Here is a 16,994-nt window from a genome sequence, read left to right on the forward strand (position 1 = left end):
CCGGTCAGTGCTGGTCGGTGGGCTGCTTGCGGAACCGGTCCACCAGGCGCCGCCAGTAGAGCTTGGCCGCCACCGCGACGCCGGCCACGCCGCCGACCACCGCCTGCACGATCAGGCTGCCGGAACCCGCGTCCAGGTACGCCAGATGGTTCACCGACCGCTCCTTCCGTATCGACCCTCGGCGCACCGGAGCATCCTCCTGAGGGATTTGACCCGGTACGCCTGACTTGTCGGTCACAGTACGCGGAAAGACGCCCCGGCGAGGGCGAGACCGGGCACCCGGTGTCCGATCCGTCCAAGACCGGACGTCGCCGCGGGCCCTACCGTGGCCGGCATGACACCTCGCTTCGACCTGATCGGCACGGCCGTCACCGACATGGCCCGCACCCTGGACTTCTACCGCCGGCTCGGCCTCGACATCCCGCCCGGCGCGGAGTCCGAGCCGCACGTGGAGGTGACCCTGCCCGGCGGTGTCCGACTCGCCTGGGACACCGTCGACACCATCCGCTCGTTCGACCCGGACTGGACACCGCCCACCGGCAGCCCCCGGATGAACCTCGCCTTCCGCTGCGCCGACCCCACCGAGGTCGACCGCTGGTACGCCGAGCTCACCGAGGCCGGGTACCACGGCCACCGCAAGCCGTGGGACGCCTTCTGGGGACAGCGGTACGCGGTGCTGCACGACCCGGACGGCAACGGCGTGGACCTGTTCGCACCCCTGTCCGGCTAGCCCATGAGTGGTGTCGGGACGGGAGGGTGAGACGAGTCTCGCCATGCCTGTCACTGGAGCGGCGAAATCCGTTGCCGGGCTGTGGATAGCTGGCCTGAGCTGGGGCGTCTGTATCGGTGACAGAGAAGTGCGGGAGGGTGCGTGGAAGAAGACGACCGGGCCCGGCTGGCCGAGTTCGTGGCCAGCCGTACGCTGGCGCTGATGCGGGTCGCGTACCTGCTCACCGGCGACCGGCACGCCGCCGAGGACCTGTTCCAGTCGGCGCTGGCCAGGACCATCCCGAAGTGGCGGACGCTGCGGCACGCCGACCCGGAGGGGTACCTGCGCACGGTCATGTACCGGGAGCAGGTGAGCTGGTGGCGGCGGCTGCGCCGACGGCGGGAGATCGCGCTCACCGGGGCCGACGAGGCGGTCCAGCAAGACCCGAGCGGCGGCACCGACGTACGCCTGGCGATGCGGGCGGCACTGCGTCACCTGCCGCCGGCCCAGCGCACGGTGGTGGTCCTGCGCTACTACGAGGACCTCACCGAGACCCAGGTGGCCGAGGCGCTGGGCTGCACCGTCGGCACGGTACGCAGCCGTACCCACCGGGCGGTGAGCCGGCTGCGGCAGCTCCTGCCGGACGTCGAACTCCTGGAGGTACGGCCGTGACCACGCCGATCGAGGATCTCATCCGCGCCACCCTCTCCGACCTGGCCGAGGAGGCACCCACAGTGCAGGACCAGTTGATCCCGGCGGAACGCCGGGCCCGGAACCGCCGACGCGCCACCGCGGCGCTCGGCGTGGCGGGGACCCTCGCCGCCGTGCTCATCGCCGCGCCGCTCGCCGTCGCCGCGACCGGCGGGGACGCGCCGCGCCCGGCCGCCCCGCGCCCGCCGGCGCCAACCGCCCCGCCCACCCCGGCGGCCAGCGTGCCGCCGCCGACGCCATCCGCCCCGCCCATCCCGGCGGCCAGCGTGCCACCGCCGGCGCCAACCGCCGCCGTTCCGTCCACGAGCCCCGCGTTCCCGCCGCCCGGCAGGCCCACCCCGTGGCCCACCGCACCCATCCCGTCACCCAGCCCGCAGCGCTGATCCACCGACGCGCCCGACAGCCGCCTTCCCGCCCGGACAGCGGCTGTCGGGCGAGGTGGTCGCCCGCCCGACTGCCGCCATTGCGCGACCCGAGGGGCTCAGGGGTCACGCCAGGAGCTGGCAAGGTTGATACAGGAAGAGCCTGTCCTGGGGGCCCGGAACCCGTTCCACGCGAACATGTCGGGCCGCGCCGGCCCAACCCGTCAGAGCAGCGCGGTCGGCGGCACCCCGGCCAGGTCCCGGACGTCCCGGTTGAAGTGGGCCTGGTCGGCGTACCCCGTCCGGGCCGCCACCTCGACCAGCGGCGTGCCGGCACGCGCCAGGGCCAGCGCCCGCTGCAACCGCAGGATCCGGGCCAGGGTCTTCGGGCCGTACCCGAAGAGGCGCCGGGACCGGCGGTGCAGGGCGCGCGGGTCGAGCCCGGCCGCGGCGGCGACCGCGCCGACCGTGGCGCCGGCGCCCAGCGCGGCGGTCACCCACGCGGCGAGCGGGTCGGGGCCACCCGCCTCGCGCAGCCGGGCGGCGGCCACCTCGACCAGTGCCCGAGCCGGGGAGTCGCCGGCCCGGGCCGCGAGCCGCGCGGCGGCCCGGTCGCCCCAGAGCGCGGCGACGGGGACGCGCCGGTCCCGCAACTCCACCGCCGGTACGCCGAGGACGGCCGGCCCGGCGCCCGGTGGCAGCCGCAGCCCCACCCACCGCTCCCCCGGCGGGTTCACGCTGACGAAGGCGGTGCGGTCCGGGCCGGCCACCAGCAACCCGGCCCGGCTGGACCAGAGGAGGTCGACGCAGCCGTCGGGCAGCACCCGGGTGGGCGCCGCCCCGGCCGGTACGGTGCTGGTCCAGAGCACGGCGCCGGCGATTCCGGCGGGACGTTCCCGGTACACGCCCCCAGCCTGCCACGCCCGACTAGCCTCGGAAGCTGTGCGATGGTCGGTGGTGGACGCGCCGCTCGACTCCTCCGGCCGGGGGCGGGGCGAACGGCGGGCACCGGTCGCCCTACGCGCGGCCGGTCTGGTCGACCGGCTGGACGCGCGGGACGTGGGCGCGATCGACACGGTGATCACCGACCCGGTCCGCGACCCGGAGACCGGGATGGTGGGCGCCGACCAGGTACGCCGGGCCGGGCGGGCGATCGCGGCCCGGGTGACCGAGCTGACCGACGCCGGCCACGTGCCGCTGGTCGTCGGGGGTGACTGCGCGATCCTGCCGGGCGTCCTCCAGGGGCTGCCGTCGGGGTTCACGCTCTGGTTCCTCGACGGGCACCTCGACTTCTACGACGGCATCACCTCCCTCACCGGGGAGGCGGCGGACATGGACCTGTCGCTGGTCACCGACCACGGCCCGGCCGGGGTGCTCGACCGGGAGGGGCCGCTGGTCGACCCGGACCAGGTGCACGTGCTCGGCTACCGGCCGTCCCACGAGCCCGCCGGGGTGCGGGAGGCGGCCCGGCTCGACCCGGCGATCCACGTCGTGACGGCGGACCGGCTGCGCGGGGAGGCCGCCGCGGCCGCGGGCCGGGACCTGGCCGCCGACGGCGCCGGGCCGGCCTGGCTGCACCTCGACCTGGACGTGCTCGACCCGCTGGTGCTGCCGGCCGTCACCTACCCGGAGCCGGGTGGGCTGGACTGGCCGGACGTCGCCGCCCTGATCAGGCCGATGGTGCGGTCGGGTCGCCTGCTCGGGATGAGCCTCGCGGACTTCAACGCCGACGAGGACCCCGACGGCCGCCACGCGGAACGGGTCGTCGAGGTCCTCGCCGAGGTGATGGCCGACTAGGCACGGCCGCCGCTCGCAGGTCAGGAGGTCAGCCGGATGGGGATCGCCGGATCGGGGCGCCTGTCGCCGAACGCCTCCCTGTTCCTGCTCGACTCACGCTGGTGTCGGTCATGACGGAGTCCGTCCCCGGCTTCTTCGTCGGCCTCGCGTTCGGCGGTGTGGGCTTCGGCGCCGGCTTCCAGGGCAGCCTCAAGACGGTCATGCCGCTGGTGGAGGCGCACGACCGCGGCAGCGCCGCCGGTCGGGCCGGGACGCGACCGTGCCGACGGCCCGGCCCCGTGTGCCGGCTATGCGTCCGCGGTGGGATGGGGCAGCCGCACGGTGAACACCGTCCGGCCCGGCCGGCTCTGCACCGACACGGCGCCGTGGTGCGCCGCCACCACCGCGGCGACGATGGCCAGGCCGAGGCCGGTGCTGCCGTGCGCCCGGGACCGGGAGCTGTCGCCGCGCGCGAACCGTTCGAAGACGTCGGAGCGCAGGTCGGCGGGGATGCCGGGGCCGTCGTCGGTGATCCGGAGCACCGCGGCGTCCGGCTCGACGGCCAGGGCGGTGGTGACGGTGGTGCCCGCCGGGGTGTGCACCCGGGCGTTGGCCAGCAGGTTGGCCAGCACCTGGTGCAGCCGGGCCGGGTCGCCCGGCACCCGGACCACCTGGTCCGGCAGGTCGAGCTGCCACCGGTGCTCCGGCCCGGCGGCGTGCGCGTCGCTGACCGCGTCCACCACGAGGGCGGAGAGGTCCACCGGCTCGACCGCGAGGGGCCGGCCCGAGTCGAGCCGGGCGAGCAGGAGCAGGTCGTCGACGAGGCTGGTCATCCGGGTGCTCTCCGACTCCACCCGGCGCAGGGCATGCGCCACGTCCGGCGGTACCCGGTCCCGGCCACGTCGGGCCACCTCGGCGTACCCCCGGATGGCGGCGAGCGGGGTACGCAGCTCGTGGCTCGCGTCGGCGACGAACTGGCGTACCCGGGTCTCGCTGGCCTGCCGGGCGGCGAGCGCGGCGGCGACATGCCCGAGCATGCGGTTGAGTGCGGCGCCGACCTGCCCGACCTCGGTGCGCGGGTCGGTGTCGGCGTCCGGCACCCGGACCGACAGGGCCACCTCGCCCCGGTCGAGGGGCAGCTCACTGACCCGGCCGGCGGTGGCGGCGACCCGCCGCAGCGGGCGCAGGGTACGCCGGACGATGAGTGCGCCGGCGGCGCCCGCGGCGAGCAGTCCGGCCCCGGCGACGGCGGCCTGCGCGGCGACCATCCACATGACTGTCTCCCGCACGTCGGCGAGGGGGATCGCGAAGACCAGCACGGTCACGTCGGTGATCTCGCGGGCCACCGCCCGGTACTCCCCCCGGTCGCCCAGGTCGACGGTGTGCGGCCGCCCGTCGGCGGGCACCCGCGCCAACGCGGTGACCTCGGCGACCGGAACGGTCTCGACGGTGCCGGCGTCGGTTCGGATCCGCGCGGCGGTGAGGTCGTCACCGACGACGCGCGCCGCCACCGAGCCCGGCCGGAAGGTGGGTGGCGGCTCCGGCCCGGTGCCGGGTTGCTGCCCGGACTGCCGCCACCGGTCGGTACCGAACCAGGGCGGCGGCCCGCCCGGACGGCGATCGTCGAGAGTGAGCTGGTCGTCCACCTGCTCGATCAGGAAGTGCCGCAGCGCCACCGTCGTGATGCCGCCGATGGCGACGCTGACCACGGCGAGCAGGGCGAGCAGGATGACCACCAGCCGGGTGCGCAGCGACCAGCCGGCCAGCCACCGGCGCAGCCGGCCCGCGCGCTCACTCGGCGGGCTTGAGGACATAGCCCGCGCCGCGCAGGGTGTGGATCATCGGCTTGCGACCGGCGTCGATCTTCTTCCGCAGGTACGAGATGTACAGCTCGACGACGTTGGCCTGGCCGCCGAAGTCGTAGTTCCACACCCGGTCGAGGATCTGCGCCTTGCTGAGCACCCGGCGCGGGTTGCGCATCAGGTACCGCAGCAGTTCGAACTCGGTCGCCGTCAGGGTGATCAACTGGCCGTCCCGGCGCACCTCGTGGCTGTCCTCGTCGAGGGTGAGGTCCCCGACGGTGAGCACCGCCTCCGCGCGGGCGGCGACCGCGAAGCCGGAGCGGCGCAGCAGCGCCCGCAGGCGGGCGATGACCTCCTCCAGGCTGAACGGCTTGGTCACGTAGTCGTCGCCGCCGACGGTCAGCCCGGCGATCCGCTCCTCGACGGCGTCCCGCGCGGTCAGGAAGAGCACCGGCACGGTCGGGTACACCTCCCGCAGCCGGCGCAGCACCGCGAAGCCGTCCAGGTCGGGCAGCATCACGTCGAGGATCACCGCGTCCGGCTGGAACTGGCGGGCGGCGCTCAGCGCCGCCATGCCGTTGCCCGCGGTACGCACCTGCCAGCCCTCGTAGCGCAGCGCCATCGACAGCAGGTCGGTCAGGGTCGCCTCGTCGTCGACCACCAGGACGCGGACGGGCTGCCCGTCGGGACGGCGCAGCTCCACCCGGACCGGGCCGACCTGCTCGTTGGTCACCATGACCCCCATCGTGGGCGGGTCCGCTGTGCCGCGTGTGTGCGTTTCCTGTGTCCGCGCTGTGCGCGCCTACTCGGACATCCCCACCGGGTAGGTGTGGACGAACCGCATCGTCCAGGTCCCGGAGGCGTCCGGCCGGTCCCGCTCGTAGAGGTGGTCCGGGGCTCCGGTGACCGTCGGGCCACCGCCGTCGGGGTGGCGCAGGACCCAGCGGGCCGGCGGGGCGCCGTCCGGGTCGGCCGGCAGCGCGCGGATCACGTCGTGGGCCGGCCCGCCGACGAAGCGTACGGTCACGTCGCTCATCCCGCCTCCATCGGTACACGCCTCTCGGCTCGCAAGCTACCGCACCCGGGACCGACGCCGGCCGATCCCGCGGCGGTTTGCCCTGATCGGAGCCGGGGTACCGGCACCCCGAAGCAGGTCGGACAGGAGCAGAGGAGCGGTCGATGAGGACGCTGGACGGGCGGTACCGGCTCGAACAGCGCATCGGCGTCGGCGGGATGTCGGAGGTCTGGTCGGCCCACGACGAGGTGCTCGACCGTCCGGTCGCCGTCAAGCTGATCGCGCCGGCCCGCGAGGACCGGGAGGACCCGTCGGTGGAGCGCATCCGCGCGGAGGCACGCTCCGCCGCCCGCCTGGTCCACCCCAACGTCGCCAGCGTCCACGACTTCGGCACCGCCTCGTCCTCGCCGCAGCGGCAGGTGCCGTACATCGTGATGGAGCTGGCGGAGGGCGAGACCCTCGCCGTCCACCTGCGGGCGGGGCCGCTCGACTGGCGGATCGCCGTACGGGTCTGCGCGGAGGTGAGCGCGGCCCTCGCCGCGGCGCACGCGCACGGCATCGTGCACCGCGACATCAAGCCGGCGAACGTGATGCTCACCCCGTCCGGGGTCAAGGTGCTGGACTTCGGCATCGCCACGCCCTCCGGCGTCCCCGACGAGGTGCCGGACGGCATCGTGCTGGGTACACCGGCGTACCTGGCCCCGGAGCAGCTCGACCGGGAGCCCGCCACGCCGGCCGCCGACATGTACGCCGTCGGCGTCCTTCTCTACTACTGCCTGGCCGGGCACCTGCCGTACCCCGCCGGGACGGCCACCGAGCTGTTCGGGGTACGGCGACGGCAGCCGCCCGCGCCCCTGCCGCAGATCGCGGGCCTGCCGCCGGAGGTCGCGGACCTGTGCGCCCGCTGCCTGTCCGACGATCCGAAGCGCCGGCCGACCAGCCTGATGGCCGCGCTGCTGCTCGCCGAGGCCGTCGACGCCCGCGTCTACGTGCCGATGCGGCAGCCGGTGCCGCCCCGGCAACGGACGGCGCCGGTGTCCCGCTGGACGGAGCAGGCGGCGGCCGAGGCGACCGAGGCGGCGCCCGTTCCCGAGTGGCACCGGGGCTGACCTGCGCCGTCACGGTCCGGTGCGGTTTCACCGGCCGGGCGCCGGGTAGCCGGGCCGGTGAGTGACGGGAGGAACGCGATGTCGCACCACAGTTCCTGGCTCGACGAGACGGCCGCCGCGACCGCGGAGGGCGGCCATGTCCGCACCGAGGACGGCAGTCTGTCCACCGCCCTGGCGTCTCCACTGGCACAGCATTGTACGGGGCTGACACCCTCGCAACTGCTCGCCGCCGCCTTCGCCTCCTGCCTGCACCACGCGGCGGTCGAGGCGGCCGGGGACATCACCGACGAGGCGCACACCGTGCAGGTACGGGCGGAGGCGAAGCTCGGTCGCGACGGCGAGGGACGGTACCTGGCCGACGTGCACGCCTCCATCTCGTCCGCCGGGCTCACCCGCAAGCAGCTGGACGAGCTGGTCGAGCACGCGGATCGGCTCTGGCCGTTCTCCTCCGGGGACGGTAGCCGGCACCGGCTGACGGTGACTCCGGCGGAGAACGGCCGGCACTGACACCGGCTCGCCGGCACGTCCGACCGGCGATCCGTGGCCCGTACGCCTGATGGGTGGTCCACCGTTCGGCCGATGGGTGTGCCGCACCCGTCCCACGGTGACCAAGATCCATCTTTCGTGCCCTTCCTAGCCGTTGTCGGCCTCATATCCGACATGACAGACAGGGCCGGAAAGTGGCATTGCTGGTCGCCTCATACTCTTCGCCCAGGCCATTGCCGCGAATTGTGACGCATGCCACCAAAGGGTGCCGGTGGCAACCCACGATCCGCTTTCTAGCCTCGGCGGGTGCACCCCGACGACACCTTCGACCAGAAGACGACCGAGACGCGACCGGAAGACCGGTCCGCCGATGCCGCCTCAGCCGAACGGACGATCGGCCGGCATCGCGCCACCGAGGCGCCCAGCCGCGGCCGACGGGCGCTGCTCGCGTCGACCCCCGTACGCATCGCCCTCGCCACCGGTGTGACCTGCTGCCTCGGCGTGGTCGCCGTCACCGGCACGCGGGGCCTCGCCCAGACCGACCGGACCCCGGTCGCCGAGGCGGTGGCCGACCGGGCCGTCGCCGACGAGCGCGCCTCCCGCTCGCTGGACCGGGCCGCCTCCCCCGTACCGACCAGCGCGAGCCCGACGCCCAAGCCCAAGCCCTCCCCCTCGGCCACCAAGAAGAAGGCGCCGAAGAAGCCGAAGCCCACCAAGCCGGCCCGGCCGCGCCCGGTGGCGGGCCTGACCCAGATGCAGATGGACAACGCCAAGATCATTGTCGACGTGGGCGTCGACATGAAGATGCCCCGCCGGGCCCTGGTCGTCGCCATCGCCACCGCGATGCAGGAGAGCACCCTGCTCAACTACGCCAACGGCGGGGTGCCCGACTCGTTCAACCACCCCTACCAGGCCACCGGCTGGGACCACGACTCCGTCGGGCTGTTCCAGCAGCGGCCCAGCAGCGGCTGGGGCACCGTCGCGCAGCTCATGCGCCCGTCGTACGCCGCGCGGGCCTTCTACGAGGCGCTGCTGGAGATCCCCGGCTGGCAGGCGATGAGCGTCGCCGGCGCCGCCCAGGCCGTGCAGGTCTCCGCCTTCCCGGACGCGTACGCCCAGCACGAGATGCGCGCCACCACCATCGTCGACGCGCTCACCTGACCGTCGGCGCCCGGCGCGGGGCGGCACCTCGCCGCGCTCGCCGGGCGGGATCGGAGCGGTGACCGGCGAGGTCAGGCACCGGCCGCCCGGCGGCCGTCCGCCGGCCGCCGCCCCGTGGCGGTGGCGCGTCTCAGCGGGCCGCGCGGCCGAAGAGCCGGCCCCGGTTGCCCGTGGTCGCCGCGGCGGCGGTCGGCGTGTCCGCCGGGACCGGCTCCGCGGCCACCCCACCGAGGATCTCGTCCACCCGGGCCTCGCGCCGGCGGCGGGCGTGCAGCGCCGCCTCGAACTCGCGGCGCGCCTGCACCGCCTCCTCGTAGACCCGCTCGCGCACCTGCCGGGCCTCCTCCCGGGCGGCGTCGAGCTCGTACCGCGCCTGGGCGAGCAGTTCGGCGGCCTCCCGCTCGACCCCGTTGCCGAAGCGGCGGGTCCCGTCGCCGATGTCGAGTCGCTGGAGCAGGCCGCACAGGCCCGCCGCCTCCTCGCGGATCTCGTCCCACTCCCGTCCGGTCCCCACGGCGCCCTCGGCCCGCACCGCGAGCCGCATCAACCGGATACCGAGCTCATCCAGGCAGTAATCCACCTGCCGCTGGTCGTAGCCGAGCTCAACGACGGAGAACCTCATACTGTCGCCCCCCAGGCAGCTGGTACGTCTTCCCCCGCCCTTGATCCTCGGCGCTGCGGACGGCCGCCGAGGGGGTTCGGGAAAAATGTTCAGCATGCGAGCGGCCGGTGCGCCCCGGCGCGTCGTGGGGTGCCGGCCGGCGGCCCGGCGTGGACAATGCGCCGAGTCGCCCGAGGAGCGTCAGGGCCGCTTGGGCAGCACGACCACCCGGCCGAAGAACTCGTCGATGCGACGCACCACGTCGTTGAAGTCGTCCAGGTCGATCGGCTTCGTCACGTACGCGTTGGCCTGGAGGGTGTAGCTGCCGAGAATGTCCGTGTCGGCGTTGGAGGTGGTGAGCACGACGATCGGGATGGTCCGCAGGTCCGCGTCACCCTTGACCTGGCCCAGCACCTGCCGCCCGTCCATCCGCGGCATGTTCAGATCGAGCAGGATCACGTCCGGCCGCCGGGCCTCGGTGTGCCGGCCGGTGCGCCGCAGGAACTCCATCGCCTCCTGGCCGTCGCCGACCACGTCGATGACCTTCTCGACGTCCGAGTCGGCGAGCGCCTCCTCGATCATGAGCACGTCACCAGGGTCGTCGTCCACCACCAGGATACGCACCGGATTCGGGCTCTCTGGACCCATCGTTACCTGCTTCGTGTCGGTGGAGCGGGGACCTGGCGGTCACCGTGCTGGCGGGGAAATCTAGCCGATCGAGGGATCAACCGTCACGCCCGGGTTGCCGGTGTCCGAGTCGTGTCGCAGCACCTCGGCCAGACCGGTGACCTGCAGCACCCGGTGCACCCGCCCGGTGGCGCCGGTGAGCCGCAGCCAGCCGCCACGGGCGGCCGCGCGGTTGTCGGCGCGGACGAAGGCGGCGATCCCGGTGGAGTCGCAGAAGGCCAGGTCGCTGAGGTCGACCAGGAACCGGTGCACGCCCGCCTCGGACAGCCGGTCCAGCACGGCGTTGAGCTCGCCGGCGGTGCTCAGGTCGAGCTCGCCGGAGAGCCACACGCGGGTCGTGTCCCCGTCGCGTTCGGCGTACGTGACGGAGAACGTCACGGTGGTCTCCCTCGGTCGACCGTGGACATTTGCAGCGGGGCAAGTATACGCACAGGTGCCCGCGCAGCAGCCGACGTGATCTACCGTGCGGCGACGACCTTGCGACCCGCGTCGAGGAAGCGTGCCGCCCGCGGGAAATCCCGCAGCGACTCTGCGTAGTGCGTCAGCGTCAGCCCCACCGCGGGCGCCGGCACGCCCCGGCTGGCGAGGATGTCGACCAGCCAGTCCACGAACTCGGTGAAGAGCGTGCCGTCGTCGACGTAGAGCGCGGCGGCCAGGAAATCGACCACGTACCCGAGGTCGCTCACCGTCGAGTCCACCTGGGCGGGCGTGTACTCCCGGGTCGCCGGCGTCCGCTCCCGCAGGTCCGCCAGCGCCGAGTCGACCAACTCCCCGCGCCGCTTGACGAGGCTCGCGTACTCGTCGTCGGCAAGGTGGGACAGCTCCGCGGGCGGGGTCCGCCGCAGCGCCCGCTCGTCGGCGACCAGGTCCGCCGCCGACGGCGCGTCCGGCGCCCAGGCGACCCCGAGCCGACGCGCCCACCGCCCGTCGGCGCCGAAGCCCCGCCCGCCGACGACCACGGGAACGTCGGAGCGGCGGCACGCCTCGATCATGCGGTGCGCCTGCGGCAGCCGCATCGGCAGCGCACAGGCCAGCGCGACGGCGTGCGCGTCGTGCCGGTGCAGGTACGACACCAGGTGCGCCGCCGGCACGCTCGCGCCGAGGAAGGTGACCTGCCAGCCGCGCAGGCGCAGCACCTCCGCGATCAGCCGGGGCGGCAACGCGTGCCACTCGCCGTCCATGCACGCGACGACGATCCGACCACGGGTCGGGCGCGAACCGGCGTACGCGGCGACGGCCGCCACCACCCGCTCGCTGATGTGGGTGGCGGCGTGCTCCTGCGCCACGCTCCACTCGTTGCGGGCCCAGCGGTCCCCCACCTCGGCCTGGGCGGGGGCGACCAGATCGAGCAGCACCCGCTCGGCGGACAGCCCGTCGTCGAGCAGGCGGGTCGCCACCTCGACGGCGGCGTACTCGTCGGCCTCGGCGAGGCAGTGCAGATAGCGGGACCAGGCGGCGGCCGGGCCGGCCGCGGTGGTCGAGGCGGTCACCCGCGCGGCTCCCTCTCCTCGTCCGTCGCCGCCTGGTCGGGCACGGCGTGCAGGTGCCGGGGCGTACGCCCGGCCGGGCCGGTCGCGCGGAGCGCGAGCACGGCGATGTCGTCGTGGTCCCCGTCGGCCAGCCAGTCACAGGTGACCTGTTCGACCCGTTCGGCCAGGGCCGGCGCCGGCATGCGCTGGCACCCCGTGACGGCGGTGACGAGCCGGTCGGTGCCGAACTGCTCGTGCCCGTGGCGCCCGCCCCGGGCCTCGGTCACGCCGTCGCTGTAGAGCAGGCAGGTCTCGCCCGCGTCGAGGTGGACCGTCTGCTCGCCGATGCGCGGGTCCGGGACGACGCCGACCAGCATCCCGCGCAGCGGCACCTGCTCGACCTCGCCGGAGTTGCGCAGGACCAGCGGCGGCAGGTGACCGCCGCCGGCCAGCGTCAGCGTCAGGCCGCCGTCCCGGCACGGGCGGACCACCCCGAGCACCATGGTCGCGAACCGCCCCCGGTCGTGCGCCTGGGTGGTCTCCAACAGGGCGTCGTTGAGCAGCTTGAGCAGCCGCCCCGGGTGCGTCTCGACCCGGTGCAGCGCGTGGAGGCACTGGCGTAGCTGGCCGGTGAACACGGCCGCCTCGACGCCCTTGCCGGACACGTCGCCGAGGAAGAAGACCGACCCGCCGTCGGGCAGCCGGTGCGAGCCGTAGAAGTCGCCACCGATGCGCAGCCCGGCCTGCGCCGGGCGGTACGCGGTGCCCCACTGGACGCCGGTGGCCGCGGCCGGCTCCACCGGCACCAGGCTGGCCTGGAGGGTGTCGGCGACCTCGGCCTGGTCGCGGTAGAGCAGCGCGGTCGTCAACGCCGCCCCGGCCCGCGCGGCGAACGCCCGGACCAGGTCCACGTCGGCGTCCTCGTACCACCGGGCCGCCCACCGGACGACCAGCAGCACCCCGGCCGGCGCGTCCCGGCCGGGCAACGGCACCACCCGGGCGCACATGCCGGTCGAGGCGGGGCCGGGCAGCCAGCCCGCGTCGACGGCCTGCTCGACGAGCCAGTCCACCGCGTGCGGCTCGGTGCCCTCGAGCCCCTGAACGACGGCCGGCGGCAGGTGGGTCGCGGGGAGGGCACCGCTGTCGACCGTGGGTGTCTCGTCGTCGGCCCGCGAGGCGCGCCACCAGCGGACCCGTCCGGCACGGGGGGCCAGCACCAGGACCGCCACCTCCCCGAGGGTGGGTACGGCCAGCCGGACGACCGCCGCGGCGGCGCGGTCGGGGTGCAGGGGGTTGCCGAGCTTCTCGCCGACCACCGCGAGGAACGCCGACCGGGCCCGCTCCGCGAGCAGGGCGTCGGCGCGGGCGGCGGTCTCGGTCACATCCTCGACGTACCAGCAGGAGCGGCCGGACGACAACGCCACCCGCCGGGACCGCAGCCGGCGGCCGTGGTGGGTGAAGTCGCCGGAGAGGAGCCCGGGAACGGCGAGGGACGCACCAGCCGTCACCTCGGGGAGCAGCCGCTGCGCGACCGGGCTGACGTGCCGCACGACACCGTCGGCGTCGCAGACGACGAGGCCCTCCCGGACGTGCTCGACGACCTCGGACCACACGGGTGCGACGGGGGCGGGGTCGGGCGCGAGTGCCGGACGGGCGCGGATGGGACGAGCCGGGGTGCCGGCGGGCCACGCCGGAGCCCGTGCGGCAGTCGGCGTGGAGATCCGCCCGTCGCCCGGGTCCTGACCCCTGACGTCGGCAGCAGTCACCAGCTGAGCCCCACTCCTCGTCGACACCCGCACCGCGCCGGGAACCGACGCTTGTGGTCAAATCTCTGCGTCCCCACCCTACGCCGGTACGCCGGTACCGCCACCCCACGCCCTCGCCGGGCGGGCGACTCGGCCCCCGGCGGCGTCGAGCGGGTGTTGCTACCCTCCCGGGGACGCTTGCCGACCGGCAGCCTGCGGAAAGGCGTGATCGTGCTAGGCCATGGGAGGAACCCGGAGCCCGCGCCGATGAGCATGACCGTCGATCGGTCGGATCCGGACGCCCCGCTCATCCGGGTCGCCGGCGACCTCGCGTACACGACCGCCGCCCCGCTGCGGACCGAGGTCGACCGCGTCCTCGCCGAGGCCCCGGCCGCCCTCGTCCTCGACTTCGCCGACCTGCGCTTCATCGACAGCACCGGCCTGGGCGTGATCGTGCACGCGTGGCGGGAGGGGCAGGCCGGGGGCACGGTCCTCGAACTGCGCACGGTGCCCCGGTTCCTGGCGACGATCCTCGACCTGACCGGCGTCACGGGCCTGCTCGCGCGTCCGATCACCGACAGCGGCCCCGCCACGGGCGACCCCGCGGAACAACCGACCGCCCCGGCGTGAATCGCCGACGCCGCCCCCACAGTTGCCAATCGGTGCGCGACTGGGAACATGGAGGCATGGGGCCGCGGCTGTTGCCGATCGAGGTGACCCGACTCGACGCCGGGTGCGCCCGCCTCCGGTTGACCGGCGACCTGGATTTCGAGACCGCGCCGGAGCTCGTCGAGGCGGCCGCCGAGGCGCGCCGGGACGGCCACCACGAGCTCCTGATCGACCTGGGCGGGGTCGGCCTCTGCGACTCGTCCGGCCTGAGCGCCCTGGTGGTGGTGCACCGCGCCGGCACCGGCCCGGTCCGCCTGACCGGCGTGAGCCCGCAACTTCAGAACCTGCTGGACCGCACCGGCCTGGTCGAGCTGCTGGCCGTCGAGCGGACCGGGGACGACGACCTGCGCCAGGCCGGCTGACCGCGGCCTGCGCAAGCGGGCCGGCTCGCGCCGCCCAGGGGATGGCCCCCGACCCTGGGACCAGGGGCCGGGGGCCGGAGTGATGCTCAGGGTGCGGGCACCGCCTGCCGGCGGGGTCCGGTCGCCCGCTCGGGCACGTCCGGTGGCGGCTCGACGTCGTCGGGCGCGCCGGAGTCGGGGGTCTGGAAGAGGTAGCGGACGAACTCCCCACCCGCCTCGTTGTCGTCCGCCCCGGGCCACTGCCCGACACAGTCCACGCCGATCACCTCGCGGCCGGTGCCGTCGGCCTCCTCCAGCAGCGCCCACAGGCTGACCGGGTAGCAGCGCGTGTCGCCGGGGGCGAGCTGCCAGCGCGCGTACCAGCCGGGTCGGGCGGGGACGATCTCGACGATCCTCTTCATCACGACCTTCCCTTCCGGGTGTGCCTCGGAGGTTCCCGGTCCGCTGCGATCGTCCGGCCCGGCCGGGTGACCGTCCCTCACCCGCGCCGGATGAAGCTCGTACCCGGTCGGGCCGGGCCGGCCGCTTGTCCCTTTCGTGGCCGGCGGCGTGTCCCTTTCGTGGCCGGCGGCGTCCGTTTCCTGGTCGGCGGCGGCGGGAAGGCGACCGGCTGGAAAGCGAGGGAACACCAGCGGAAGCGAGGTGTCACCATGCGCAAGCAGATGGAGGGCGACAGCCAGCGCCGCCGCGCCCTGGCCCGCCAGGCCCGGGAACGCGGCATGCGGCCCAGCGAGACCGGTGCCAGCCTGAGCGCGTCGAAGCAGTTGACCAGCCTCGACCAGGGACGACGGAACGGGCCGCCCCCGGCGGGTCGTCGCAAACCGGACGCTACGCGCGGTGGTCCCGCACCGCCCCCGACCGGCATCCCGGAGAACCCCCGGCCGATGGCGGACCCCGGTACGGCCTCCCCGGGAGTGACCACCATCGGCTACCGCGAACTCGTCGACGACGTGGGCCGCCGGGCCGGGGTGGATTTCCGGACCGCGAAGGTGGGAGCGGAGGCGACCGTGCTGGTCCTGGCCTGGGCGCTCGGCGAGGCGGAGCGCCGTCGGCTGCTGGACGCGGTGCCGATGTCCCTGCACGACGTCACGCCGGTCGACGGTGTCGAGACCCACGCCGACCTGCCCGGTTTCCTGGCCGAGGTAAGCCGGCTCAGCGGCCGTACCCCGGAACAGGCCCGCTACCAGGCCGAGGCGACCCTCGCCGCGCTGGCCGACCGGGACGGTGACCTGGTCGAGTCACTGCACGTCCCGGACGGATTGCGGGACCTGCTCGCCCCACCTGAACCCGGGGGCGGTCTGGTGGGCGCCACCACCTCGACACCTCCGCTCGGCGAGGCGGAGGTGCGCGAGGCGCTGGCCGATCTGCCGTACTGGTCCGGTGACGTGAACGGGCTGTCGCGGACGGTGGTGTTGCCGGCGGACAATCTCGACCGCGTCCTCGACCGCCTCGACCTGCTCAAGCAGCAGACCGGTCGCGGACCGCGGATCGCCCGGCCGGACGGTAACACCGCCATCGTGACCGTGGCGACCGTCCGGTCCCGGCAGGACCGCTCGGTGACCGCCCCCGACGTCGACCTGGCGCACGCCGTCGACGACGCGATCGACGAGGTGGGCGCCGGGATGAACAGCGGCTGACCGCGTTCGCCGGCCGGCGGGCTCCCGCCTCGCCGGCCGGCGCCGGCGCTGCGCGGCACGCCGCTCGGCATGGGCTAGCGTGCCCTCTCATGGACGCCCCCGACGACCGGCTCGAACTGGTCGTCGACCCGGCCCGGCCCACCGGGCGCACCCTCCTCGCCGCCGGCGTCGAGCAGTCGTACGTCGACGTCGCCGATCCGCGGTACCTGCACTTCGAGTACGTCCGCCGGATGGCCGCCGTGATCGACCTGGCCGCACCCGCCGGCCGGCCGGTGCGGGCGCTGCACCTCGGCGGCGGCGCGCTGACGCTGCCGCGCTACCTCGCGGCGACCCGCCCCGGGTCGACACAGGTGGTCGTCGAGCGGGACCGGGCGGTCGTCGAGCTGGTGACGCGGGAACTCCCGCCCCCGCCGGTCCAGATCCACGTGGCTGACGCCCGCGAGGCGGTCAGCGCCGCCCCCGACGGCGCGTACGACCTGGTGCTGGCCGACATCTACCGGGCGGCCCGGATGCCGCCGCACGTCGCCACGGTGGGGTTCGCCGCCGAGGTGGCCCGGGTGCTGCGCCCGGACGGCATCCACCTGGTCAACGTCACCGACCTTCCCCCGCTGGTCCACGCCCGCGTGCAGGCGGCGACACTGCGACGCCTTCGTCGCGGGCGCCCGCCCCCGCACCGACCCGGCCGGCGGTTAG

General features: G+C 74.8%; 21 protein-coding genes and 1 pseudogene. 11 read left to right on the top strand and 11 right to left on the bottom strand.

What is annotated here, in order from left to right:
- Nucleotides 1–4: 4 nt before the first annotated feature.
- Entirely contained in the window at nucleotides 5–154 is a 150-nt protein-coding gene (locus tag AB0873_RS19195) for a hypothetical protein (RefSeq protein ID WP_168003842.1), read from the bottom strand.
- 180 nt (nucleotides 155–334) lie between these two features.
- Here AB0873_RS19195 and AB0873_RS19200 point away from each other — a divergent pair, with 180 nt between their 5' ends.
- The 3 genes from AB0873_RS19200 to AB0873_RS19210 all read left to right on the top strand — a co-directional run bounded on the left by AB0873_RS19200 (nucleotide 335) and on the right by AB0873_RS19210 (nucleotide 1,803).
- On the top strand, nucleotides 335–730 hold the full coding sequence (locus AB0873_RS19200) for a VOC family protein (protein WP_366601037.1): 396 nt from the start codon (nucleotides 335–337) through the stop codon (nucleotides 728–730).
- A gap of 141 nt (nucleotides 731–871) precedes the next feature.
- Nucleotides 872–1,381: a SigE family RNA polymerase sigma factor gene (locus tag AB0873_RS19205; RefSeq protein WP_366601038.1), complete on the top strand. Its 510-nt coding sequence runs from the start codon at nucleotides 872–874 to the stop codon at nucleotides 1,379–1,381.
- Nucleotides 1,378–1,803: a hypothetical protein gene (locus AB0873_RS19210; RefSeq protein WP_366601039.1), complete on the top strand. Its 426-nt coding sequence runs from the start codon at nucleotides 1,378–1,380 to the stop codon at nucleotides 1,801–1,803. Before AB0873_RS19205 ends, AB0873_RS19210 begins: the two co-directional genes overlap by 4 nt.
- Nucleotides 1,804–2,006: 203 nt before the next feature.
- Here the strand turns inward: AB0873_RS19210 and AB0873_RS19215 are convergent, their stop codons facing one another.
- Nucleotides 2,007–2,687 carry a helix-turn-helix transcriptional regulator gene (locus AB0873_RS19215; RefSeq protein WP_366601040.1) on the bottom strand — a complete coding sequence of 227 codons (681 nt, stop codon included), beginning with the start codon at nucleotides 2,685–2,687 and terminating at the stop codon, nucleotides 2,007–2,009.
- A gap of 37 nt (nucleotides 2,688–2,724) precedes the next feature.
- On the opposite strand from AB0873_RS19215, the gene AB0873_RS19220 reads away from it, so the two are divergent.
- A complete protein-coding gene (locus tag AB0873_RS19220; protein ID WP_366601041.1) occupies nucleotides 2,725–3,579 on the top strand; it encodes an arginase family protein in 855 nt (284 codons plus the stop codon).
- 287 nt (nucleotides 3,580–3,866) lie between these two features.
- On the opposite strand, the gene AB0873_RS19225 is transcribed toward AB0873_RS19220, so the two are convergent.
- From AB0873_RS19225 to AB0873_RS19235, 3 genes are all read right to left on the bottom strand, one after another.
- Complete coding sequence (locus AB0873_RS19225) at nucleotides 3,867–5,372, bottom strand: HAMP domain-containing sensor histidine kinase (RefSeq protein WP_366601042.1); 1,506 nt, start codon at nucleotides 5,370–5,372, stop codon at nucleotides 3,867–3,869.
- A complete protein-coding gene (locus AB0873_RS19230; RefSeq protein ID WP_366601043.1) occupies nucleotides 5,350–6,096 on the bottom strand; it encodes a response regulator transcription factor in 747 nt (248 codons plus the stop codon). Before AB0873_RS19230 ends, AB0873_RS19225 begins: the two co-directional genes overlap by 23 nt.
- Before the next feature lie 66 nt (nucleotides 6,097–6,162).
- Entirely contained in the window at nucleotides 6,163–6,396 is a 234-nt protein-coding gene (locus AB0873_RS19235) for a hypothetical protein (RefSeq protein ID WP_366601044.1), read from the bottom strand.
- A 143-nt stretch (nucleotides 6,397–6,539) separates the two neighbouring features.
- Here AB0873_RS19235 and AB0873_RS19240 point away from each other — a divergent pair, with 143 nt between their 5' ends.
- The 3 genes from AB0873_RS19240 (at nucleotide 6,540) to AB0873_RS19250 (ending at nucleotide 9,131) form a co-directional block, all read left to right on the top strand.
- On the top strand, nucleotides 6,540–7,484 hold the full coding sequence (locus AB0873_RS19240; protein ID WP_366601045.1) for a serine/threonine-protein kinase: 945 nt from the start codon (nucleotides 6,540–6,542) through the stop codon (nucleotides 7,482–7,484).
- Between the two features lie 78 nt (nucleotides 7,485–7,562).
- A complete protein-coding gene (locus AB0873_RS19245) occupies nucleotides 7,563–7,991 on the top strand; it encodes an OsmC family protein (protein ID WP_155332410.1) in 429 nt (142 codons plus the stop codon).
- Nucleotides 7,992–8,276: 285 nt separating this feature from the next.
- Complete coding sequence (locus AB0873_RS19250) at nucleotides 8,277–9,131, top strand: hypothetical protein (protein WP_366601046.1); 855 nt, start codon at nucleotides 8,277–8,279, stop codon at nucleotides 9,129–9,131.
- 130 nt (nucleotides 9,132–9,261) lie between these two features.
- Here the strand turns inward: AB0873_RS19250 and AB0873_RS19255 are convergent, their stop codons facing one another.
- The 5 genes from AB0873_RS19255 to AB0873_RS19275 all read right to left on the bottom strand — a co-directional run bounded on the left by AB0873_RS19255 (nucleotide 9,262) and on the right by AB0873_RS19275 (nucleotide 13,654).
- Nucleotides 9,262–9,753, bottom strand: coding sequence for an ATPase (locus tag AB0873_RS19255; RefSeq protein WP_366601047.1), 492 nt, complete (start codon nucleotides 9,751–9,753; stop codon nucleotides 9,262–9,264).
- 180 nt (nucleotides 9,754–9,933) lie between these two features.
- Complete coding sequence (locus AB0873_RS19260) at nucleotides 9,934–10,380, bottom strand: response regulator (protein ID WP_155332413.1); 447 nt, start codon at nucleotides 10,378–10,380, stop codon at nucleotides 9,934–9,936.
- Nucleotides 10,381–10,440: 60 nt separating this feature from the next.
- Entirely contained in the window at nucleotides 10,441–10,797 is a 357-nt protein-coding gene (locus tag AB0873_RS19265) for an STAS domain-containing protein (RefSeq protein WP_155332414.1), read from the bottom strand.
- Between the two features lie 80 nt (nucleotides 10,798–10,877).
- Complete coding sequence (locus AB0873_RS19270; RefSeq protein ID WP_366601048.1) at nucleotides 10,878–11,909, bottom strand: cobalamin-dependent protein; 1,032 nt, start codon at nucleotides 11,907–11,909, stop codon at nucleotides 10,878–10,880.
- The gene (locus tag AB0873_RS19275) at nucleotides 11,906–13,654 is read right to left on the bottom strand and encodes a PP2C family protein-serine/threonine phosphatase (RefSeq protein ID WP_366601049.1); all 1,749 of its coding nucleotides are present in this window, start codon (nucleotides 13,652–13,654) and stop codon (nucleotides 11,906–11,908) included. The genes AB0873_RS19270 and AB0873_RS19275 overlap by 4 nt, the downstream gene beginning before the upstream one ends.
- Nucleotides 13,655–13,900: 246 nt before the next feature.
- Here AB0873_RS19275 and AB0873_RS19280 point away from each other — a divergent pair, with 246 nt between their 5' ends.
- Both AB0873_RS19280 and AB0873_RS19285 read left to right on the top strand, forming a co-directional pair.
- Nucleotides 13,901–14,263, top strand: coding sequence for an STAS domain-containing protein (locus AB0873_RS19280; RefSeq protein ID WP_366601050.1), 363 nt, complete (start codon nucleotides 13,901–13,903; stop codon nucleotides 14,261–14,263).
- A 56-nt stretch (nucleotides 14,264–14,319) separates the two neighbouring features.
- Complete coding sequence (locus AB0873_RS19285; protein WP_366601051.1) at nucleotides 14,320–14,664, top strand: STAS domain-containing protein; 345 nt, start codon at nucleotides 14,320–14,322, stop codon at nucleotides 14,662–14,664.
- An 86-nt stretch (nucleotides 14,665–14,750) separates the two neighbouring features.
- On the opposite strand, the gene AB0873_RS19290 is transcribed toward AB0873_RS19285, so the two are convergent.
- On the bottom strand, nucleotides 14,751–15,065 hold the full coding sequence (locus tag AB0873_RS19290; protein ID WP_155332418.1) for a hypothetical protein: 315 nt from the start codon (nucleotides 15,063–15,065) through the stop codon (nucleotides 14,751–14,753).
- A 249-nt stretch (nucleotides 15,066–15,314) separates the two neighbouring features.
- Here AB0873_RS19290 and AB0873_RS19295 point away from each other — a divergent pair, with 249 nt between their 5' ends.
- Nucleotides 15,315–16,301, top strand: a complete 987-nt coding sequence (locus AB0873_RS19295) for a DUF2267 domain-containing protein (protein ID WP_366601052.1) — start codon at nucleotides 15,315–15,317, stop codon at nucleotides 16,299–16,301.
- 89 nt (nucleotides 16,302–16,390) lie between these two features.
- Nucleotides 16,391–16,951 (top strand): annotated as a pseudogene (locus AB0873_RS19300) (fused MFS/spermidine synthase); the annotation flags it as partial.
- Nucleotides 16,952–16,994: the final 43 nt, after the last annotated feature.

The sequence above is a fragment of the Micromonospora sp. NPDC047707 genome (assembly GCF_040704235.1).
In the GTDB taxonomy this organism is placed as follows: Bacteria; Actinomycetota; Actinomycetes; order Mycobacteriales; family Micromonosporaceae; genus Micromonospora.